This is a genomic window from Paraburkholderia sp. DHOC27 (assembly GCF_003429005.1).
Taxonomy (GTDB): Bacteria; Pseudomonadota; Gammaproteobacteria; order Burkholderiales; family Burkholderiaceae; genus Paraburkholderia.
In genome coordinates this window covers 492,125-514,118 of sequence record NZ_QVQV01000007.1, presented here as the reverse complement: position 1 = coordinate 514,118, position 21,994 = coordinate 492,125, and the positions used below count along the sequence as shown (strand labels likewise).

18 protein-coding genes are annotated in these 21,994 nt (G+C 61.8%); 13 read left to right on the top strand and 5 right to left on the bottom strand.

All coding sequences use genetic code 11. The annotated features are described in order from the left end of the window. Nucleotides 1–216 precede the first annotated feature (216 nt). Entirely contained in the window at nt 217–861 is a 645-nt protein-coding gene (gene fixJ, locus D0B32_RS23850) for an oxygen response regulator transcription factor FixJ (RefSeq protein WP_117336736.1), read from the bottom strand. Continuing rightward, nucleotides 858–3,371: an oxygen sensor histidine kinase FixL gene (fixL, locus tag D0B32_RS23845; RefSeq protein WP_117336818.1), complete on the bottom strand. Its 2,514-nt coding sequence runs from the start codon at nt 3,369–3,371 to the stop codon at nt 858–860. Before fixL ends, fixJ begins: the two co-directional genes overlap by 4 nt. Nucleotides 3,372–3,644: 273 nt before the next feature. Between fixL and aceE the strand changes: the two genes are divergently transcribed. The 3 genes from aceE to lpdA all read left to right on the top strand — a co-directional run bounded on the left by aceE (nt 3,645) and on the right by lpdA (nt 10,211). Next, nucleotides 3,645–6,341 carry a pyruvate dehydrogenase (acetyl-transferring), homodimeric type gene (aceE, locus tag D0B32_RS23840; RefSeq protein WP_117336735.1) on the top strand — a complete coding sequence of 899 codons (2,697 nt, stop codon included), beginning with the start codon at nt 3,645–3,647 and terminating at the stop codon, nt 6,339–6,341. Nucleotides 6,342–6,426: 85 nt separating this feature from the next. Continuing rightward, nucleotides 6,427–8,118 (top strand): dihydrolipoyllysine-residue acetyltransferase, encoded by a 1,692-nt coding sequence (aceF, locus tag D0B32_RS23835; RefSeq protein WP_117336734.1) that lies wholly within the window; start codon nt 6,427–6,429, stop codon nt 8,116–8,118. A 284-nt stretch (nt 8,119–8,402) separates the two neighbouring features. Beyond that, entirely contained in the window at nt 8,403–10,211 is a 1,809-nt protein-coding gene (gene lpdA, locus D0B32_RS23830; protein ID WP_117336733.1) for a dihydrolipoyl dehydrogenase, read from the top strand. Between the two features lie 260 nt (nt 10,212–10,471). Here lpdA and D0B32_RS23825 read toward each other — a convergent pair whose 3' ends face one another. Beyond that, nucleotides 10,472–11,044, bottom strand: coding sequence for a phasin family protein (locus tag D0B32_RS23825; RefSeq protein ID WP_117336732.1), 573 nt, complete (start codon nt 11,042–11,044; stop codon nt 10,472–10,474). A gap of 802 nt (nt 11,045–11,846) precedes the next feature. On the opposite strand from D0B32_RS23825, the gene pbpG reads away from it, so the two are divergent. Continuing rightward, nucleotides 11,847–13,013 carry a D-alanyl-D-alanine endopeptidase gene (gene pbpG / locus D0B32_RS23820; RefSeq protein ID WP_117336731.1) on the top strand — a complete coding sequence of 389 codons (1,167 nt, stop codon included), beginning with the start codon at nt 11,847–11,849 and terminating at the stop codon, nt 13,011–13,013. Between the two features lie 216 nt (nt 13,014–13,229). Here pbpG and D0B32_RS23815 read toward each other — a convergent pair whose 3' ends face one another. Beyond that, on the bottom strand, nt 13,230–14,039 hold the full coding sequence (locus D0B32_RS23815) for an IclR family transcriptional regulator (protein WP_117336730.1): 810 nt from the start codon (nt 14,037–14,039) through the stop codon (nt 13,230–13,232). A gap of 191 nt (nt 14,040–14,230) precedes the next feature. Here D0B32_RS23815 and D0B32_RS23810 point away from each other — a divergent pair, with 191 nt between their 5' ends. Both D0B32_RS23810 and D0B32_RS23805 read left to right on the top strand, forming a co-directional pair. After that, nucleotides 14,231–14,971, top strand: a complete 741-nt coding sequence (locus D0B32_RS23810; protein ID WP_117336729.1) for a (Fe-S)-binding protein — start codon at nt 14,231–14,233, stop codon at nt 14,969–14,971. Nucleotides 14,972–15,064: 93 nt separating this feature from the next. Further along, complete coding sequence (locus D0B32_RS23805; protein WP_117336728.1) at nt 15,065–16,477, top strand: lactate utilization protein B; 1,413 nt, start codon at nt 15,065–15,067, stop codon at nt 16,475–16,477. Nucleotides 16,478–16,525: 48 nt separating this feature from the next. Here D0B32_RS23805 and D0B32_RS23800 read toward each other — a convergent pair whose 3' ends face one another. Further along, nucleotides 16,526–17,053 (bottom strand): hypothetical protein, encoded by a 528-nt coding sequence (locus D0B32_RS23800; protein WP_117336727.1) that lies wholly within the window; start codon nt 17,051–17,053, stop codon nt 16,526–16,528. 270 nt (nt 17,054–17,323) lie between these two features. Between D0B32_RS23800 and D0B32_RS23795 the strand changes: the two genes are divergently transcribed. From D0B32_RS23795 to hscB, 7 genes are all read left to right on the top strand, one after another. After that, nucleotides 17,324–17,563, top strand: a complete 240-nt coding sequence (locus D0B32_RS23795; protein WP_117336726.1) for a hypothetical protein — start codon at nt 17,324–17,326, stop codon at nt 17,561–17,563. Between the two features lie 311 nt (nt 17,564–17,874). Beyond that, entirely contained in the window at nt 17,875–18,372 is a 498-nt protein-coding gene (locus D0B32_RS23790; protein WP_117336725.1) for a low molecular weight protein-tyrosine-phosphatase, read from the top strand. A gap of 128 nt (nt 18,373–18,500) precedes the next feature. Continuing rightward, nucleotides 18,501–19,031: a Fe-S cluster assembly transcriptional regulator IscR gene (iscR, locus tag D0B32_RS23785; protein WP_117336724.1), complete on the top strand. Its 531-nt coding sequence runs from the start codon at nt 18,501–18,503 to the stop codon at nt 19,029–19,031. A gap of 106 nt (nt 19,032–19,137) precedes the next feature. Then, a complete protein-coding gene (locus D0B32_RS23780) occupies nt 19,138–20,361 on the top strand; it encodes an IscS subfamily cysteine desulfurase (RefSeq protein WP_117336723.1) in 1,224 nt (407 codons plus the stop codon). 107 nt (nt 20,362–20,468) lie between these two features. After that, entirely contained in the window at nt 20,469–20,894 is a 426-nt protein-coding gene (iscU, locus tag D0B32_RS23775) for a Fe-S cluster assembly scaffold IscU (protein ID WP_117336722.1), read from the top strand. Nucleotides 20,895–20,913: 19 nt separating this feature from the next. Further along, the gene (iscA, locus tag D0B32_RS23770) at nt 20,914–21,237 is read left to right on the top strand and encodes an iron-sulfur cluster assembly protein IscA (RefSeq protein WP_074299878.1); all 324 of its coding nucleotides are present in this window, start codon (nt 20,914–20,916) and stop codon (nt 21,235–21,237) included. A 122-nt stretch (nt 21,238–21,359) separates the two neighbouring features. Next, the gene (hscB, locus tag D0B32_RS23765; protein ID WP_117336721.1) at nt 21,360–21,887 is read left to right on the top strand and encodes a Fe-S protein assembly co-chaperone HscB; all 528 of its coding nucleotides are present in this window, start codon (nt 21,360–21,362) and stop codon (nt 21,885–21,887) included. The last annotated feature ends 107 nt before the right edge of the window (nt 21,888–21,994 follow it).

Below are 21,994 nucleotides of genomic sequence, written 5' to 3'. Positions count from 1 at the left end.
CAGCCTGCGGCACAGCGAGGCGCCTCGCAGGAAAGCGGGGGGAAACAGCGGGGAATTGAAACGGCGAGGTGCCAAGGGGCATCAGGGGAATCGGGGAAATCGGGGGAATCAGCGGAACCGGGACAACGCCACGAGTGGCTTGCGAGCAAGCCGCAAAAAGCGAAACGGGCTGCGGGCGATCATGCCGCGCAGCCCGCATGCATGCAACCAGTACGCTTATTGCGCTTCTTTCGGCTTGTTCGACAACGCGAGACGCAGCAGGTCAGCGACCGTATTCACGTTCAGCTTTTCCATGATGTTCGCGCGGTGTGCTTCGACGGTCTTGATGCTGATGCCGAGGTCGTCGGCGATCTGCTTGTTCAGACGGCCGGCGATGATGCGCTCGAGCACCTGATGCTCACGCGCCGTCAGCTTGCCCAGCCGCTCGGCGGCCGCACGCTGTTGCTGCACGCTGGTGCTTTCGCTGCGCGCCTTGTCGAGCATGCGTTCGACCAGCTTGCGCAGTTCGGCTTCGTCGAACGGCTTTTCGATGAAATCCATCGCGCCTTTTTTCATCGTCGACACCGCCATCGGCACGTCGCCGTGGCCCGTCACGAAGATGATCGGCAGCGACGCGTTGTCGGCGATCAGGCGTTCCTGCAACTCGAGTCCGCTCATGCCGGACATCCGCACGTCGAGGATCAGACAGGCAATCTGGCCTGGGTGCGTGTGTGGCTGCCACGCGTCGATGAACTGCTCGGCGCTGGAAAAGCACTGTACCCGGTACCCGTTCGCCTCCAGTAGCCAGCGCAGCGAATCTCGCACGGCCTCGTCGTCGTCGACGACAAAGACTGTTTCCTGGGTGGTGACTGGGCTGTTCATAGCTCTCCCGTAACGGTTTGTGGTGTCGGCGCCTCGGACCCGCCGTTGCTCGGGCCGTCAGGCTCTCCAATAGGCAGACTGCAATGGAACGTGGCGCCTGTGATGTGGCCGTCGGACTCGACGTTGTTCACCACCCACAGGCGGCCGCGATGCGATTCAATAATCGAACGGCAGATATTCAACCCCATGCCCATGCCATCGGACTTGGTGCTGTAAAACGGTTCAAACAGACGCTCGGCGGTCGCCTCGTCGACCCCCGGCCCCTGATCGACCACACTGATGCAAACAAAGCCGCTATCCAGCTTGACCACCACGCGGATCACCGGATCCACCGCGTTCGGCCGTGCGTCGTGCATGGCTTCGGCGGCGTTCTTCAGCAGGTTCACCAGCACCTGCTCGATCAGCACCGGGTCCACGTAGATCACCGGCAGCCGCGCACGCAGTTCCGTGACGATGCGAATGCGCCGCTTGCGCGCCTCGATCTCGGCCAGCCCGACCGCGTCCGCGACGATATCCGCGACACGCGTGGCCTGGCGTTTCGGCTCGCTGCGCTTCACGAACTCGCGAATCCGCTTGATGATCATGCCCGCCCGCACTGCCTGTTGCGCGGTCTTTTCGAGCACCGGCAGCAGATTGTCAGGTGTGGTCCGCCCAGATTTAACCAGTGCCACGGTTCCGGAGCAATAGTTATTGATGGCCGCGAGCGGCTGGTTCAGTTCATGCGCGAGCGACGAGGCCATTTCGCCCATCGTCATCAGGCGGCTCGTGAACTGCAGTTTTTCGTCCTGCTGGCGCGCCAGTTCCTGCGCCTGCTTGCGGGTGGTGATGTCCGTCGCGATCTGCATCTGCGCCAGATGGCCGTCCACCCACTGAATGTATTGGCGGCGCACCTCGAACCACTTCTGGATGCCCTGTACATAGACTTCCTGGGCGTCGGCGGTGCTTTCGGTGAGCGCGGCGGCGGGCAGTCCCGCGTATGCATCGACCATATCTATCGAATCGGACGACGCCTGTGCGCTATCGTACCCGCCGCCCGCTAATTCCAGATGCCCGTCCGGACGGATGCCAAACAGGTGGCGATAGTAGCGGTTGGCGAACAGCAGTTCGGCTTCGTCGGCGGCCAGCACGGACACCGCGGCGTCGAGACTTTCGAGCACGGTGGTGAAGCGCTCGTGGGCGGCGGCAAGCTCTTCGCGGGCGCGCTTCGGTTCCGTGATGTCGGTCATCGACGACATCCAGCCGGTCTGACGGCCCGAGCTGTCGATCAGCGGCGACACGTAAAGCCGCGCGTGAAACAGCGACCCGTCCTTGCGCCGCACGCGCAGCTCGAAGCCGGACGAAGGCGCCTTGCCGCGCAGCGTCATGTCGAGCTGGCGCTGCATCTCGGGATAGGCGTCACGCGGCCAGTAGGGGAAGGGCGCATTCTTGCCGACCAGATCGCTCTCGTCCCAACCGGTCATGCGGCAGAACGCGGGGTTCACGTGCGTGATGCGCCCATGCATGTCGAGCACGCGCATGCCGATCAGCACGGAGTTTTCCATGGCGCGCCGGAAGAACGCTTCCGCGTACAGCGCCTGCTGCGCCTCGAAGCGCTGGCGCGTGTGTTTCCACAGGCTCCATAAACTCCACAGCACGAAGCACGACAGACCCGCCACCAGCCACACGAGCGTGTTGTTGGTGAAGTTGGTCATCTGCGGGAACGCGTACACGCGCACCGAGACGCCTTGCCCCGGCGGGTCGAGCGGCAGGTCGTAGAACATGTCGCGCGGCAGGCGCGGCCGCGTGGACGTGGTGGCCAGTTCGCGGTTGTTCAGGTCGATGATCGAGATCTTGTACTTCGCCGACAGCTCAGGCGGGATGTCGTGCTTGAGGATGCCTTCGACGGAAAACACCGCGGCAATCGTGCCGAGGAAGTCGCGGTCGCGGTAGATCGGGGTTTGCAGCGTCAGGTAGCCGTTGCCGAGATCGTCGTAGATCAGCGGCGAATAAACCTGGCGGCGGGTGGTGCGCGCGTCGCTGAAGGCGGCCTTGACCGCTTCCTCCATCTGCTCGTCGCTCGGGCGCGCGAGACGCTGACCGGCCACCGGCATGGCGGTATTGGGCCAGCGCGGTTGCTGCGCGGCCGTGTACCAGTTCATGTAAAGAATTTCGGGATGCCCCTGCATGATGTCCGTGGTAGACACCTGGAAGGAGTGGGGATCCGCGTGGCCGGCGACGACGTCGCGCGCCAAGGCCTGAATCTGCTCCTGGGCGCCGGTCATCGAGAGACGAATTTGCTGCTGCGCCCAGGCGACGTTGCGGTACAGCGTGTCTTCCTGTTGCTGCTGCTCGCGCCGGTTCAGGCTCCATAGAATCAGGCTCATCACCACCAGGAACACCAGAATGGACAGCAGTGGCGTGAGCAAATACGAGTTCGACCACCACGGTCCGTGGTGCCATCTGGAAGGCGACGAGTCCGCCGTCGATTTGGCGGGTCGCGCCGAGCGTGCGAAAAGCCGTTCGGTCAACATGGCTGGCATTGTAGCGCAGCGTGCAACTAGCAAATGGCGCAAAAAAGCGCGGAAAGTCGCGTAAATCGGCGCAAACTAGCCGACGTATCCGTTGACGGGCAGTCAAATCAGGGTGCGCCGCAACAATTTTCCGCATTGTGAGAAACGATCTCGTAATTCGAAAATTTTGTTGCGCAGACGACGAGCGCCTTATTACAATCGGCCGAAGCTGCCGCGGCCACACTCGTCCGCGTCGTCTGTTCAAAGAGCGTTCCTTATCCTCAGGAGACGAGCATGTCCGCTGTACCCGACGAAGTCATGAAATATGTCGCTGCCGAAAAAGACGACGATCCCCAGGAAACCGGCGAATGGCTGGAAGCGCTGGATGGCGTGATTTCTGCAGTGGGCCCCGATCGCGCCCACTATCTCATCGAGAAACAAATCGAATTTGCGCGTGTGCATGGCGAACATCTGCCGTTCTCCGCCAACACGCCGTACATCAACACGATTCCCGTCGCGCGCCAGGCCAAGAACCCCGGCGACCAGGACATCGAACACCGCATCCGTTCGTACACCCGCTGGAACGCAATGGCGATGGTGCTGCGCGCCGGCAAGGAAACCAACGTCGGCGGCCACATCGCCTCGTTCGCGTCGGCCGCCACGCTGTATGACGTCGGCTACAACCACTTCTGGCATGCGCCGTCCGCTGAACATGGCGGCGATCTGATCTTCGTGCAGGGCCATTCGTCGCCGGGTGTGTATTCGCGCGCGTTCCTGCTCGGCCGTCTGACCGAAAACCAGCTCGACAACTTCCGTCAGGAAGTGGGCGGCGAGGGCATCTCGTCGTATCCGCACCCGTGGCTGATGCCGGACTTCTGGCAGTTCCCGACCGTCTCGATGGGCCTCGGCCCGATCATGGCGATCTATCAGGCGCGCTTCATGAAGTACCTGCAGGCGCGCGGCATTGCGAAGACCGACGGCCGCAAGGTGTGGGCGTTCCTCGGCGACGGCGAAACGGATGAGCCGGAATCGCTCGGCGCGATCGGCATGGCCGGCCGCGAGCGTCTCGACAACCTGGTGTTCGTGATCAACTGTAACCTGCAGCGCCTCGACGGTCCGGTGCGCGGTAACGGCAAGATCATCCAGGAACTCGAAAGCGAATTCCGCGGCGCGGGCTGGAACGTCATCAAGGTCATCTGGGGCAGCCGCTGGGATGCGCTGTTCCAGCGCGACAAATCCGGCGCGCTGATGCGCCGCATGATGGAAGTGGTGGACGGCGAATACCAGACGTACAAGTCGGAGTCGGGCGCGTATGTTCGCGAACACTTCTTCAATACGCCGGAACTGAAGGCGCTGGTCGCCGAATGGTCCGATGAGGACATCTGGAATCTGAATCGCGGCGGTCACGATCCGCACAAGATTTACGCAGCGTTCACGGAAGCCTCGAATTCGCAGGGCCAGCCGACCGTCATTCTCGCGAAGACGATCAAGGGCTACGGCATGGGCGAAGCCGGTCAGGCGATGAACATCACCCACCAGCAGAAGAAGATGCAGGTGGAGCAGCTGAAGAAGTTCCGCGACCAGTTCCGTCTGCCGATCACCGACGAACAGATCGTCGACGTGCCGTATCTGACGTTCGAAGAAGGTTCGAAGGAACTCGAGTACATGCGCGCTCGCCGTCAGGACCTCGGCGGTTATCTGCCGGCGCGTCGCCAGAAGGCCGAGTCGCTGCCGGTGCCGGAACTGGCGGTGTTCGAGCCGCTGCTGAAGGGCACGGGCGAAGGCCGTGAGATCTCCACGACGATGGCGTTCGTGCGGATCCTGAACATCCTGCTGAAGGACAAGGCGCTCGGCAAACGCATCGTGCCGATCGTGCCGGACGAGTCGCGTACCTTCGGTATGGAAGGTCTGTTCCGTCAGATTGGTATCTGGAATCAGCAAGGCCAGAAGTACGTGCCGGAAGATTCCGACCAGCTGATGTTCTACCGTGAGTCGGAAACCGGTCAGATCCTGCAGGAAGGCATCAACGAAGCCGGTGGTATGTCGGACTGGATCGCAGCCGCGACGTCGTATTCGACGCACGGCGAGATCATGATTCCGTTCTACATCTTCTACTCGATGTTCGGCTTCCAGCGCATCGGCGATCTGGCGTGGGCGGCGGGCGACATGCGTTCGCGCGGCTTCCTGCTGGGCGGTACCGCCGGACGCACGACGCTGAACGGCGAAGGCCTGCAGCACGAAGACGGCCACTCGCTGCTGTGGGCGGCTTCGGTGCCGAACTGCATCAGCTACGACCCGACCTTCGGTTTCGAACTCGCCGTGATCATGCAGGACGGCCTGCGCCGCATGGTGGCGGAGCAGGAAGACGTGTACTACTACATCACGGTGATGAACGAGAACTACGAGCACCCGGCGATTCCGCAGGGCGACTCCGTGGCGGCCGACATCATCAAGGGCATGTACGCGTTCCGCAAGGCCGAGGCCGACAAGAAGGCGCCGCGCGTGCAACTGATGGGCGCGGGCACGATCTTCAACGAAGTGATCGCCGCCGCCGACCTGCTGAAGAACGACTGGGGCGTCGCCGCCGATCTCTGGAGCGTGCCGAGCTTCACGGAACTGGCGCGCGAAGGTCACGAAGTGCAGCGCTGGAACCTGCTGCATCCGACCGAAGAGAAGAAGGTCTCGCACGTCGAGAAGCTGCTGAAGGACGCGCAAGGTCCGGTCATCGCATCGACCGACTACGTGCGCGCGCTGACCGAGCAGATCCGTGCGTTCGTGCCGCAGAAGTTCGTCGTACTGGGTACCGACGGCTATGGCCGTTCGGACACCCGTGAAAAGCTGCGCCACTTCTTCGAGGTGGATCGTTACTGGGTCACGGTGGCTGCATTGAACGCACTGGCTGACGAAGGGACGATCGAGCGCAAGGTCGTCGCCGAGGCGCTCAAGAAGTACAACCTTGATCCCGCCAAACCCAACCCGATGACCGTCTAAGGCATCATTCCCCGAGTGCCATGCGTGCGCGCCTGCCCCTGATCGCCAGGGGCCGGTGGCGTGCGCGGCCCAGGAGACACCAACAATGAGTCAAGCGATCGAAGTCAAGGTGCCGGACATCGGCGATTACAAGGACATCCCTGTAATCGAGGTCCTGGTGAAGGCGGGTGACACCGTCGAGAAAGAGCAGTCGCTCGTCACGCTCGAGTCAGACAAGGCGACCATGGACGTGCCGAGTTCGGCTGCCGGTACCGTCAAGGAAGTGAAGGTCAAGGTTGGCGACAACGTGTCGGAAGGTACGCTGATCGTCGTGCTCGAGGGCGGCGAAGGCGCCGCGGCGGCACCGGCCGAAAAGCCTGCCGCAGAGAAGGCGAATGGTGCGGCGGCTGCGCCCGCGCCTGCTGCTGCGCCTGCCCCGGCACCTGCGCCCGCTGCGGCGCCTGCCGGCGGCGGTGGCGTGCAGGAAGTGAAGGTGCCGGATATCGGCGACTACAAGGACATTCCGGTCATCGAGATCGCGGTGAAGGTTGGCGATCGCGTCGAGAAGGAACAGTCGCTCGTCACGCTCGAATCCGACAAGGCGACGATGGACGTGCCGAGCACGGCTGCGGGTGTCGTCAAGGAATTGAAGGTCAAGGTCGGCGATACGGTCTCGGAAGGCTCGGTGATCGTGGTGATCGAAGCCGAAGGCGGCGGCGCTGCGGCGGCTCCGGCCCCGGCCCCGGCCGCGGCACCGAAACAGTCTGCTGAGAAGCCGTCCGACGCACCGGCTACGCCGAGCCCGGCTCCGGCTGCGCCGTCCGCACTCGCGCAGGCGCCAGTGATCCCGGCCGGTGAGGGCGGCGAGCGCAAGGCGAGCCACGCTTCGCCGTCGGTGCGCAAGTTCGCGCGCGAACTGGGCGTCGACGTGTCGCGCGTGCAGGGCACGGGTCCGAAGGGCCGCATTACGCAGGACGACATCACCGCCTTCGTGAAGGGTGTGATGACCGGCCAGCGTGCAGCGCCCGCGGCCGCACCGGCTGCCGCTGGCGGCGGGGGTGGCGAGCTGAATCTGCTGCCGTGGCCGAAGGTGGATTTCACGAAGTTCGGCCCGGTCGATCCGAAGCCGCTGTCGCGCATCAAGAAGATTTCCGGCGCGAACCTGCATCGCAACTGGGTCATGATTCCGCACGTCACGAACAACGACGAAGCGGATATCACCGACCTCGAAGCGCTGCGCGTGCAACTGAACAAGGAACACGAAAAGGCCGGCGTGAAGTTCACGATGCTGGCGTTCGTGATCAAGGCGGTGGTGTCCGCCCTGAAGAAATTCCCGACGTTCAACGCGAGCCTCGACGGCGACAACCTCGTGTTCAAGCAGTATTACCACGTGGGCTTTGCTGCGGATACGCCGAACGGCCTGATGGTGCCGGTGATTCGCAACGCGGACCAGAAGGGCCTCGCGGAGATCGCGAAGGAAATGGCCGAGTTGTCGAAGGCTGCGCGTGAAGGCAAGCTGAAGCCCGATCAGATGCAGGGTGGCTGTTTCTCGATTTCGTCGCTGGGTGGCATTGGCGGCACTCACTTCACGCCGATCATCAATGCGCCTGAAGTGGCCATTCTGGGTCTGTCGCGTAGCGCCATGAAGCCGGTGTGGGATGGGAAGCAGTTTGTGCCTCGGCTGACCATGCCGTTGTCGTTGTCGTATGACCATCGGGTTATCGACGGGGCTGAAGCCGCGCGGTTCAATGCGTATCTGGGTGCGATTCTTGCCGATTTTCGGCGTGTGAGTCTTTGATCAGGTGATGAATGCCGGCGGCGCGGTTTTGTGGTCATCCGCGCTCGTCGTTGAACCTGCTTTCATGTCGGTCTATTTGCGTCGCCCCTGTGCGGGGCAGCACCTACTTTTCTTTGCACCCCAAGGGCACTTCCTTCGGGGCGTCTTCCAAAGAAAAGTAGGCAAAAGAAAGGCGCGTCCTTGGGCGGACAGCAAAGGATGTTTCTGTCTTCGCCACAGGTGACTGTCAGCCCGAAAGTATGGGTTCTTCTATTCGTCAACGATCAATAAGAGAAGGGGACACTATGAGTCTCGTCGAAGTGAAGGTGCCGGACATCGGTGATTTCAAGGATGTCGACGTCATCGAAGTCAATATCAAACCGGGCGATGTCATCGAGAACGAACAAGCTCTCATGACGCTCGAGTCCGACAAGGCTTCCATCGAAGTGCCCAGCGATACCGCCGGCACTGTCAAGGAAGTCCGCGTCAAAGCCGGTGATAAGGTCTCCCAGGGGACCCTCATCGCTATCGTCGAAACCTCGGCGGAGGCGGCCCCCGCCAAAGAGGCAGCCAAGGCTCCCGCTAAAGAGCCCGCCAAAGAACCTGAGAAAGCGCCGGCTCAAGCTGAAGCCAAGCCGCAAGCTGCTGCTGCGCCCAAGGCTGCCGCGCCCGCTCCGCAAGCGGGCAGCTTCTCCGGCAAGGCCGACATCGAATGCGACATGGTCGTGCTCGGTTCGGGCCCCGGCGGCTATTCGGCGGCGTTCCGCTCCGCTGACCTCGGCATGAAAACGGTCCTCATCGAGCGCTACGCGACGCTCGGTGGCGTCTGCCTTAATGTGGGCTGTATTCCGTCCAAGGCGCTGCTGCATACCGCGCTCGTGATCGACGAAGCCGAGGCGCTCGGCGCGCACGGCATCACCTTCGGCAAGCCGCAGGTCGATCTCGACAAGTTGCGCGACTTCAAGTCCGGCGTCGTCAAGAAGCTCACCGGCGGTCTCGCCGGCATGGCCAAGATGCGCAAGGTCGAAGTCGTCACCGGCACCGGCACGTTCGTCGATCCGAATCACATCGAGGTCGAAACGGAAGGCGGCAAGAAGGTCGTCAAGTTCAAGCAGGCCATCATCGCCGCGGGCTCGCAAGCAGTGAAGCTGCCGTTCATTCCGGAAGACCCGCGTGTCGTCGATTCGACCGGCGCGCTCGAACTGCGTCAGCTGCCCCAGCGCATGCTCGTGATCGGTGGCGGCATCATCGGTCTGGAAATGGCGACGGTGTACTCGACGCTCGGCTCGCAGATCGACGTCGTCGAAATGCTCGACGGCCTGATGGCCGGCGCCGACCGCGATCTCGTCAAGGTCTGGGAGAAGTACAACAGCAAGCGTTTCGCTAACGTCATGCTGAAGACCAGGACGACTGCGGCGGAAGCCAAAGAAGACGGTATCTACGTGTCGTTCGAAGGCGAAAAAGCCCCGGCCGAACCGCAACGCTACGACCTGGTGCTGGTCGCCGTGGGCCGCAGCCCGAACGGCAAGAAGATTGGTGCCGACAAGGCCGGCGTCGCCGTGACGGATCGCGGCTTCATCGAAGTCGACAAGCAGATGCGCACCAACGTGCCGCATATCTTCGCGATCGGCGATATCGTCGGTCAGCCGATGCTCGCGCACAAGGCAGTCCACGAAGGTCACGTGGCCGCCGAGGCCGCGCATGGCGAGAAGGCTTACTTCGACGCGCTGCAGATTCCTTCGGTTGCGTACACCGATCCGGAAGTGGCTTGGGCCGGCAAGACCGAAGACCAGTTGAAGGCGGAAGGCGTCAAGTACGGCAAGGCGGTGTTCCCGTGGGCCGCTTCGGGCCGCGCGATTGCCAACGGCCGCGACGAGGGCTTCACCAAGCTGATCTTCGACGAGGAAACGCATCGCGTGATCGGCGGCGGCATCGTGGGTCTGAATGCCGGCGACCTGATCAGCGAAGTGTGTCTCGCCATCGAAATGGGTGCGGACGCAACGGATATCGGCAAGACCATCCATCCGCATCCGACGCTGGGTGAATCGGTTGGCATGGCCGCTGAATTGTACGAAGGCGTCTGTACCGATCTGCCGCCGCAGAAAAAGAAGTAATACGGCAGGAGCGCTCGCGCGACGCGGTCCGCAGGACGCGTATGCGCGAATAGCCCCACTGAGATGGCACTAACCGTCACGAGAAAAAAAGGCGCGCCCCGCAAAGGGCGCGCCTTTTTTATTGGCCGCTGAGGTTCAACGGATTCTCTTCATCCAATGAAAAACGCCGGCCCCATTCAAGGTGACCGGCGTTTTTTTTATGCTTTGCGTTGGTACCTCAGATTGATACCCGAGGCGCCAACCAGCACGAGGCTAAAACCTTAGACAGCCTTCTTTGCCGAACGCGAAGCTTGTGCAGCGGCTTGCGTAGCTGCCTTCGACGCTGCCGTAGCGGCTGCGTTGAAGTTGCTTTCAGCGATTTCGACGGCTTGCTTGGTTGCCTTGTGAACCGTTTCGTACGTCGTGTTGGCGGCGGTGATAGCCGACTTCATCACGGCGACGGCGGTTTCCGAACCGGCCGGTGCGTTCTTGGCGACGTTGTCGACCAGCGACTGCACCTTGCGGTTCTGTTCGTCGTATTGAGCTTCAGCAACGCGTGCGAATTCAGCTTGCGTAGCGGACACGATTTCGTACACGTGACGGCCATACGACAGCGCCTTTTCCGACACCGGTTGCGTCAGGCTGGCTTGCAGCGCGAGGAATTCCTGGGCGTCCTTCACCGACAGGGCCCGTTGTGCATTTTCCTGGCTTTCCGCGAGCGTCGACTTCACGACTTGCAGGTTCAACTCGACCAGCTTTTCGATGCCTTCGAATGCTTTGGTGGTCAGGCCGAAGAAAGTCTCGAAGTTGGCTTTCTGTGCTGCGGCGATTTGCTCAGGGGTCAGCAGAGTCATGTTTACGCTCCTGGATAGCGGCCCGTCTGACGCGGACCGCGTTGGGTTAATGGCAAGACTTTGAATCACACACATTGGGCCACGACGGATTGTGCATCGCAGCAATGACACTCATTTTAGGATGATGCCAACGAATGTCAAGCACTTTTTGTGCGTCGCACCATACCAAGAAAACGTCAATAAATCAATAGCTTATGAAGCACGCGCCCCATTAATGAGAGATGTCGGAACGACCGATGCACACGTTTAGTGCGCGCTTTTACGGTATTTTTTACCCGAAATGACGTGCTGTTTTCGTTTTAGCTGCACTGCAACGCGCGGGTCGCTTCGTCAAAAAATTTCGGGCTTTTCTGCGATCTGTCAGAAAAGTGTGTAAACCGGAATGTGTCACGGAACGTTAATGCTGCATCCCGGTCGAATGCGCGACGGTCGGATTCCGGCAGGTACTTAATTGCCGGATCGAATTCGATAGTCGTTGGAGCGGTCCTGCCCCAAAGAAGCAGCGGCGGGCAGTGGCTTCGCGGAGCTTCGCTTCCCGCGGGGCGACCGTATTTCCCCGAATCAAGGTTATTTGAAAATTGCCGTTATGCTGCAAGGATCGCCCGAATCCTGTGCATGGCGGTCTCGCTGAACATCCGCGGAGTCGATCGTTTTTCCTCATCGAATCTGCAAAGCTTATAGGCCTTTGGCAATCGGATCTTACAAGCCGGTTTAAGGAGCGCCGATAAGTGCTTAATATTGCTAATTTTTCGTGGTTTTACTACACTTGCGTAAAACTCTCGCCGCCCCTGATAGAACACCAATGAAAACCGACATTTTCTCGTCGCTCAAAGTGATCCACGGCGTCGCCCTCAGCACCGCTGTCTCGGTGGCCACTTCAGTGGTCATCGCCGCCGCGTTTGCTGCGCCTGTGGATGCTTTCGCGGCGGCGTCTACCGCTCCCGCCAAGGTCAGCAAAAAAACGGTCAAACCTGGCAAATCGGCGAAGAAGCCGGGCGCCAAGGTGGCCGCAAAGTCATCCAGGGCGGCGCAAAGCGCGGCTGCGGACGACGACACGCCCAAGGTCGAATCCCGTCGCCATCGCGTCTCGTACTCGATGAACGGCCGCCGTCACTCGGTGGTGCGTCAGGTGGCCTTCGAACCGCGTCAGCCGGTTGGCCAGGCGTTCGGTCTGCATGAAGCAACGGACGGACTGGCGCTGCGCTCGAGCGTCGCCTACGTGATCGACCAGAACACCGGCGACACGCTGTTCGACAAGAACTCGCGCGCCGTGGTGCCTATCGCCTCGATCTCGAAGCTGATGACCGCGATGGTGGTGCTCGACTCGAAGGCCGCGCTCACCGAGCAGATCGAAGTCACGGACGAAGACCGCGACTACATCAAGAACACCGGTTCGCGCCTCGCGGTGGGCTCGGTGCTGTCGCGTGAAGACATGCTGCATATCGCGTTGATGGCGTCGGAAAACCGTGCCGCCGCCGCGCTGTCGCGTTACTTCCCGGGCGGCCGTCCGGCGTTTATCGCGGCGATGAACGCCAAGGCCAAGCAACTCGGCATGACCGACACGCACTTCGAAAGCCCGTCGGGTCTGACGAGCGAGAACGTGTCGAGCGCGCGTGACCTGGTGAAGATGGTCAACGCGGCTTACCAGTACCCGATGATCCGCGAGTTCTCCACGGACCGCAGCTACGAGGTCTACACGGGCAAGCGCTCGATCGCCTACAACAGCACGAACGCGCTGGTGCGCAATCCGACGTGGGACATCGGTCTGCAGAAGACTGGCTTCATTAACGAAGCGGGTGAGTGCCTCGTGATGCAGGCCACCATCCACGGTCGTCCGATGATCGTCGTGTTGCTCGATTCGTCGGGCAAGTATTCGCGTTTCGCCGATGCGACGCGTCTGCGTACGTGGCTCGACAATGGTGGCGATCAGCACATCACCAGCGCCGACGCAAACGGCGCGGGTACCTGAGCGTGACGTGCGATGACCCGGATCGTCTAGCCGGGTTGGACAGCACCGCTTGAAAACAAAAAGCCCCGCAGAAGCGGGGCTTTTTGTTTGCGGTGGCGGCAACTAGCTGCCGTGCAGCGTGATGGCGTCTCGCGCCTGGTTCACGTAACTTCAGCTGCCGCGCAGCCAGGTGCGCAATTCAGGCAAGCAATTCAGACTCGGAACCGAAACACACCTTCACGCGTGCTGCTGCACGTGGCCGTGCCCTTGCGGCGTCTCGGGCTGGTAACCAAGGGACTCGGAAATCACCAGCGCGGTCTTGCTGAGCTGGCTCAGCCACGAATCCTGCAACCGGTCGGCCGGTGCCGACAACGAAAGTCCCGCGACCAGTTTGCCCGTATCGTCATAGATGCCCGCGGCGATGCAACGCACGCCCAGTTCCAGTTCTTCGTTGTCCCGCGCGCACGACTGCTGGCGCACGTGGCTGAGTTCGCGCTCGAGCTTGGCGAGATCGGTGATGCTGTTCTGCGTGTGCCCCGACAGACCAGTGCGCGTCGCATACGCGCGCACCCGCGTCGATTCGTCCGCGGCGAGAAAGAGCTTGCCCACCGAGGTCAGATGCAGCGGCGCCCGGCCGCCAATGGCGCGCACGACCTGCATGCCGGAGCGCTCGGAATAGGCACGTTCTATATAAACGATCTCATCGCCCTGACGGACCGAGAGGTTGACTGTCTGACCCGTCTGACGATGCAGTTCCCGCATGGGCATCAACGCTGCGTCACGCACTGACAGACGCGCCTTCACCAGATTGCCCAGTTCGAGCAGCCGCATGCCGAGCCGGTACGTGCCCGGATCCGAACGGTCGACGAGGCGACACGTCACCATGTCGTTGAGGATGCGATGGGCCGTGGACGGATGCAGCTCGGTGCGCAAGGCGAGCTCTTTCAGGCTGACCGGGTCGCTATGCGCCGCGAGTGCATCGAGCAGGCGCATCATGCGTTCGATCACCTGGATCGAGGTCTTGGGATCCGGGTTCGTGTCGCTCATGGGGAGAATCGGTTGACGCGTCAAACAGCGGAGAATTGATTGTATATCGTATTGTGAAAAAAGCGAACGCCGTTGGAGGCGGGATTCCAAACCGGACGAGGCTACGTCGGAGAAGGACGGCAACGGCCTGCGGCGTTGGTATTGTTCCCCAAACAGCGGATAATCAGGGACGTTTTCCCGAAGGAGCGCCCATGCGAGTCGGATTGTTCGTCACCTGCCTGATTGATCTGATGCGTCCCGAGATCGGTTTCTCGGTCATCAAGCTGCTCGAGGGCGCGGGTTACGAGGTCGTCGTACCGCCCGCGCAGACATGCTGCGGACAACCGGCCTACAACTCCGGCGACCGCAAACTGGCGCGCGATCTCGCTGAAAAGACCCTGCGCGAATTCGAGCAGTTCGATTACATCGTGGTGCCGTCGGGGTCGTGCGGCGGCATGATCCGGGTGCACTACGGCGATCTGTTCGCCGACGATCCGCAGATGATGGGCCGCTTCGGCCGGCTGCGTCCCAAGGTGTACGAACTGACGGATTTTCTCGTCAACGTGGCCAGGGTCACGACGCTCGCCAATGCGTCAATCACGCCGGGCGAATTCACGGGCCCTGTCACGTATCACGACTCCTGCTCGGGCCTGCGCGAACTCGGCGTGAAAGCGCAGCCGCGCGCGTTGCTGGAGCAAGCCGGCATCTCGCTCGTGGAGATGAAGGACTGCGAGCATTGCTGCGGCTTTGGCGGCACGTTCGCAGTCAAGTACGGCGATATCTCGACGGCGATCGTCGACGAGAAATGCGCCAATATCAGCGCCAGCGGCACCGGGGCAGTCGTGCTGGGCGATCTCGGCTGCATGCTCAATATAGAAGGGCGCCTGCGCCGTCAGGGCGATACGACGACGCGCGTGCTGCACATTGCGCAAGTGCTGGCCGGCGACGCGTGACGCGTCCCCGGACATAACGAAACGATCACCCCTCGCACGGCACTGCTCACTGCTCGTGTCAGCGCCCGCATTCCTGGGATCGCAAAGGCCGCCATGGAAATTCAGACGATGCAGTTCAAGGCGCGCGCTGGTCAGAAGCTCGCCGACCAGCGCCTGCAACAGAACCTCACCAAGCTGTCGACCAAGTTTGTGTCGGCGCGCGCGAGCGCGATCACCGAAATCGACTTTCAGGCCACGCGAGCCGCGCTGAAGGAGCGCCGCAACCGCGCGCTGGATAATCTCGATGTCTGGCTCGAAACCTTCGAGCGCGAAGCGACGCGACGCGGTGCCACCGTGCTGTTTGCGGAAACGACCCAGGAGGCGGCGCGGCTGGTTGCGGATATCGCGCGCCAGCACGGCGTGAAGAAGGTCATCAAGACCAAGTCGATGGTCACCGAGGAAATGCGCCTGAACGAGGTGCTCGGCCAGATGGGCGTGCAGTCCATCGAGACCGATCTTGGCGAGTACATCCTGCAGATCAACGACAACGAACCGCCGAGCCACATCATCGCGCCCGTCGTTCACAAGGATAAGGACGAGATCGCCGAACTGTTTGCGAAAACGCATCAGAAGCCGCGCCTCAGCGAAATCCCCGACATGACGCGCGAGGCGCGCGAAGTATTGCGTCCGCACTTCATGAGCGCCGACATGGGCGTGACCGGCGGCAACTTCATCGTGGCCGAAACCGGTAGCGTGGCGCTGGTGACGAACGAGGGCAACGAAGGCATGTGTACGGTGATGCCGCGCGTGCACGTCGCGGTGACCGGCATCGAAAAGGTGCTGCCGACGCTCGAAGACCTCGCTACCGCAATGCGCCTGCTCCCGCGCTCGGCGACCGGGCAGTCCGCGCCGAACTACTTCTCGCTCCTGACGGGGCCGCGTGGGCCCGGCGACCAGGACGGTCCCGAGCATATGTATGTGGTGCTGGTCGACGGTGGGCGGACGGGGCTGATTGGCGGCGACTTTCAGGAAATGCTGCGCTGTATCCGCTGCGGTGCCTGCATGAACCACTGTCCGGTGTATCAGAAGGTGGGCGGCCATGCGTACGGGTGGGTCTATCCGGGCCCGATGGGCTCCGTGTTGACGCCGAGTTACGTTGGGATCGACAAGGCGCTGGATCTGCCGCAGGCGGCCACGTTGTGCGGGGAGTGCAACAGCGTTTGTCCGGTTGGCATTCCGCTTTCCGATCTGCTGCGCAAGTTACGTGAGAAACAGGTCGAGCGTCGCCTGCGTCCGTGGCGCGAGCGAGCCGGATTGGCGGTGTGGGGTTTTCTGGCGCTGCATCCGGATGCTTACGCGCTTTTCACCAAGCTCGCCGTACGCGTGCTGGAAACAATGGGCGGCCGCAAGCGTGCCATTGCGCGTCTGCCGCTCGCTGAGGGCTGGACCAATACACGGGATCTGCCCGCGCCGGTCGGTCGGACGTTTCGCGAGCTATACGCGGCACAGCGCAGTCATCTTGGCTAATAGAGCATGGCGATGGCGTGCGTCTGCATGCCATCGCCCTCCGCCTTGCTAGTGATTGTTGCCGTAGCCGTTTTGGGCGCTGCGGCCGTCGCCATAGCGGGAGCCGCCCTGGCCGCCGCTGCGGCTGGGTTGCTGCTGTGGGGCGCCTGGATGTTGCCCGCTACCCGCGCTCGGCGGGTAGCCCGACGCGCCGCGCTGGGGTGGCGGCGCATTTTGCGGACCGTTTTGCGGTCCACGGCCGCCCCCGTTGCCGGGTCCGCCGCCTGATCCATTGTGCGACCACGACGGCCGGTCATCTCCGCGCTGCGGCGGCTGCCCGTGATAGCCGGAACCGTAACCACCCCGCGAGCCGCGCTGATCGTAATAGCCCGGGCCGGAATAGCTGCCAAAGCCAACCGAAACCGACGGCTGCACGACCACCGGCCCGCTGTCGCCGTAATAGCCGCCGCCGTAGCCACCGCCATATGCGCCGCCGTAGCCAGGGCCGGCGTCCGGATAGACCGCGCAGCCACCGAGGAGGGCCGTGGTGGCGAGAATGGACACAAAAACAGGAATGATGCGTTGGATTCTGGGCATGGATCAGGCTGCGCCGTGCGGCGTTTCTTGTCGAACCGCTATTGTGCAGGCGCGTAGAAAGAATGTTTGTAGAAGTTTGTAAGCATTCCATGCCGGACGTTCAAGGTTCGCGCGGCCCCGTTCTACGGGCGTTGCGGGCCCACTGTTTTCATTCATGCAACGCTGTGTCGCACGGGGATGGGTTTTTCCCGATTGATTATCTCTATATCATTTCGACTGGGCATAGTGGGTATTGATCCACCGGTGCCTCTACCGGAAGAGAGCGACATCATGAAAATGAAAATATCGATGTATTGGCCATTGGCCGTGTTTGTGCCGCTTGCAGCGGCTGCCTGTTTGTATGTGGGAAGCGAAACCGCGTCGCGGATCGCCCAGCCGCCCCTTGGCGCGGATCAATTGAGCGCGGAACTGGCGCGCGCGGTGTCCTATGGGCTGGTGGACGGCAACGCCGCCATGCCGGTGAAGCACGTGCACGGCGTGGCAACCATGTCGGCAGCGGAAGTGTCCTGAAGCAAGCGGTTGTATAGGATGAGTTTTATCTGGCCTGACACGCAGTTCGCCGAGCTGCAGGCGTAGTACGAGGCGATGCGCGGTTAATCGAGTGTTTGAAAAGACCGGCAAACGGCAAATCTTAAGCGTGCCTCCGAAGCCATCACCGCACACCAAGGCGAGAGAACGGAGAGTGGGAACCAGGCGCAAGAGTCTGAGGCCGCCCAAGGGCGCCGGATCCACCTGGCACCCCGTCGGCGTGAATTTCGCACCCTTTGTATAATCGCGGCACGCTACGCTGGCGACCGCCGGTTGCCCATTTTGAGCCTGTGATGAAAACCATCTCCATCTGCTTTGTCTGTCTCGGGAACATCTGTCGTTCCCCGACTGCCGAGGCGGTGATGCGGCATCAGATTAGCGAGGCAAAGCTGGACGGGCGTATCGCGGTAGATTCTGCCGGCACCGGCGACTGGCACATCGGTCAGCCACCCGACGAGCGTGCGCAGCGTGCGGCCGCCCGGCGCGGCTACGATCTGTCGGATTTGCGTGGCCGCCAGATCGCGGCGCCGGACTTCGAGCGTTTCGACCTGCTGATTGCGATGGACGACGCGAATCTCGCCAATCTGGGCAAGCTTTGTCCGCCATCACAGCGCGACAAACTTCGCCTGCTGATGGAATTCGTGCCGGAATCCGACCAGCGCTGGGCAGGCGAGCGGGAAGTCGCCGATCCGTATTTTGGCGGTGTGGCGGGATTCGAGCAGGTGCTGGACCAATGCGAGGCCGCCTGCCGCGGTCTGCTCGCCGTGTTGCATCCGCAGTTGGCGCGGTGAGCGGAACGCGTGATCCGGGCGCTCAGCTAATTAAGCAAATGACCCAATTCGCGTCAGGGATACTTGACTAAATCGCTCATGTATTTATACTTGACAAAACTTGTCGAGAATTGCGACCCCCATACATCATGAGACTCACCACGAAAGGCCGTTTCGCCGTCACGGCGATGATTGACCTGGCGCTGCGCCAGGAGCAGGGCCCGGTGACGCTTGCGGGTATCAGCCAGCGCCAGCATATTTCCCTGTCTTATCTTGAGCAGTTGTTCGGCAAGCTGCGCCGTCATGAGATCGTCGAGTCCGTGCGCGGGCCCGGTGGTGGCTACAATCTGGCCCGCCGTGCCGAGAACGTGACTGTCGCGGACATCATCATCGCCGTCGACGAGCCGCTCGATGCCACGCAATGCGGCGGCAAGGGCACGTGCGAAGGCACCAAGCAGCACGACGGCCACTGCATGACGCACGAACTGTGGTCCACGCTCAACCAGAAGATGGTCGAGTATCTGGATTCCGTGTCCCTCAAGGATCTGGTCGATCAGCAACGCTCGCGTGAAGGCGCGCCGGCTGTGCTGCGCGACCGCCGCAGCGAGCCGCCCGTGGTCGAGCCGACCCGCGTGGCGCCGCTAGGGCCCAATTCCGTTTTTAACATGGCCGGTTCCTGAGGGTTCGAAAGGCGTCGCAGTGGCGAAGCGCCGTGGTCTAGCGGCGCGCCCGGACGCAAATCCTGAAGAACGTTAAGCCAGAGCAATGATGTCCCCGGAGCGATTCATGAACAACGACATTCCCCACCTGCCCATTTACATGGACTACAGCGCCACGACTCCGGTCGACCCGCGCGTGGTGGACAAGATGATTCCGTACCTGCGTGAGCAGTTCGGCAACCCCGCATCGCGTAGCCACTCGTATGGCTGGGACGCGGAACGTGCGGTCGAGGAAGCGCGCGAAAACGTCGCTGCGCTCGTCAACGCCGATCCGCGCGAAATCATCTGGACCTCGGGCGCCACGGAGTCGGACAACCTCGCCATCAAGGGTGCCGCGCACTTCTACAAGAGCAAGGGCAAGCACATCATCACGGTGAAAACTGAGCACAAGGCCGTGCTCGACACCTGCCGCGAGCTCGAGCGCGAAGGCTATGAAGTCACGTATCTGGACGTCAAGGACGACGGCCTGATCGACCTCGACGTGTTCAAGGCTGCATTGCGTCCCGATACGATTCTGGTGTCGGTCATGTCGGTGAATAACGAAATCGGCGTGATCCAGGACATCGAGACGATCGGCGAAATCTGCCGCGAAAAGGGCATCATTTTCCACGTCGACGCCGCCCAGGCTACCGGCAAGATCGAGATCGACCTGCAGAAGCTGAAGGTCGACCTGATGTCGTTCTCGGCGCACAAGACGTATGGCCCGAAGGGCATCGGCGCGCTGTACGTACGCCGCAAGCCGCGCGTGCGCATCGAAGCGCAGATGCACGGCGGTGGTCACGAGCGCGGCATGCGTTCGGGCACGCTGGCCACGCATCAGATCGTCGGCATGGGTGAGGCTTTCCGCATTGCCCGCGAAGAAATGGCCACGGAAAACGAGCGTATCCGCATGCTGCGCGACCGTCTGCTGCGCGGCCTGTCGGAAATGGAAGAAACCTATGTGAACGGCGACATGGAAAAGCGTGTGCCGCACAACCTGAACATCAGCTTCAACTTCGTCGAAGGCGAGTCGCTGATCATGGCGGTGAAGGATGTCGCGGTGTCGTCGGGTTCGGCGTGCACGTCGGCCTCGCTGGAGCCTTCGTATGTGCTGCGCGCCCTCGGCCGCAACGACGAACTGGCGCACAGCTCGATCCGCTTCACGGTGGGTCGCTTCACGACGGAGCAGGACGTCGATTACGTCATCAACCTGCTGAAGAACAAGATTTCGAAGCTGCGCGATCTGTCGCCGCTGTGGGAAATGTACAAGGACGGGATCGATATTTCGACCATCCAGTGGGCGGCGCACTAAGTTGCAATGAGTCGCCTGGCGCTGCAAAGATGCAGCGCCCCGCTGAACGAAATACCGAGCGAAACTTCGCACCGAATGCAGGTTGAAACGAATCAAGGAGTGTAATCATGGCTTATAGCGAAAAGGTTCTGGACCATTACGAAAATCCGCGCAACGTCGGTTCGTTCGCGAAGGACGACGACGCCGTGGGTACCGGCATGGTCGGCGCGCCGGCTTGCGGCGACGTGATGAAGCTGCAGATCCGCGTGGGTGCGGACGGCATCATCGAAGACGCGAAGTTCAAGACCTACGGTTGCGGTTCGGCTATCGCATCGAGCTCGCTCGTCACCGAATGGGTAAAGGGCAAGACGCTCGACCAGGCCATGTCCATCAAGAACACGCAGATCGCTGAAGAACTCGCGCTGCCGCCGGTCAAGATCCACTGCTCGATCCTCGCGGAAGACGCGATCAAGGCAGCGGTTGCAGACTACAAGCAACGTCACGGCGGTGCCGCTGACGTGGCGCAAGCAGGCGAAAAGCAGCACGCCGCTTAAGGTTGCACTGAGAAACGCTATGGCAATTACGTTGACCGAAAAGGCAGCACAGCACGTTCAGAAGTACCTGGTCCGCCGCGGCAAAGGCGTGGGCCTGCGCCTCGGCGTGCGTACGACGGGGTGCTCGGGACTCGCCTACAAGCTCGAATACGTGGATGAACTCGCGCCGGAAGATCAGGTGTTCGACTGCAACGGCGTGAAGATCATTGTCGATCCGAAGAGCCTCGCCTACATCGACGGCACGGAACTCGATTTCGCACGGGAAGGGCTGAACGAAGGCTTCAAGTTCAACAACCCGAACGTGAAGGACGAGTGCGGCTGCGGCGAGTCGTTCCGCGTCTGACCGGGTTCAGTCCGCGCGAAGCGGAAAAAAGGCGGCGCGTGCCGCCTTTTTAATTTGACGTCACGTCTGCTGCGATCTTCCGGTCACCGTAGACGTACCCCTTGAACGGACAACCTCATTTGATGGCCTCGCTGAACGACAGCCACTTCGACCTGTTCGGTTTGCCGACGCAATACACGCTGGACGCGAGCGCGCTCGATCACGCGTATCGCACGGTGCAATCGCAGGTTCACCCTGACCGCTTCGCCGCGGCAGGCGACGCGCAAAAGCGTGTCGCCATGCAGTGGGCGACGCGCGCCAACGAGGCGTACCAGACCTTGCGCGATCCGTTGAAGCGCGCCACGTATCTGCTGAAGCTGCGCGGAATCGACGTGGGCGCGGAGAACAACACGGCGATGGAGCCGGCGTTCCTGATGCAGCAGATGGAATGGCGCGAGAGTATCGAAGACGCCGCGGCGGCGAAGAATGTCGACGCGCTCGATGCACTGCTTACCGACCTGCGCGACGAAGAACAGGTACGCTTCACGAAGCTCGCCGCACTGCTCGACAGCGGTGCGAATCAGGCAGCGGGCGAGGCCGTGCGGCAACTGATGTTCATCGAACGGGTGGCGTCGGAAATCGGCGCGCAGATCGAACGGCTCGAGAATTAGCAACGTCGGCGTGCCGCAGTCTGTCACGCGGTGGACGCTCGATGCGTTCACGGTGTGAGCAGCGCAAAACGCACACGCAGAGCAGAAGCAACGCACAAGCAACGCAC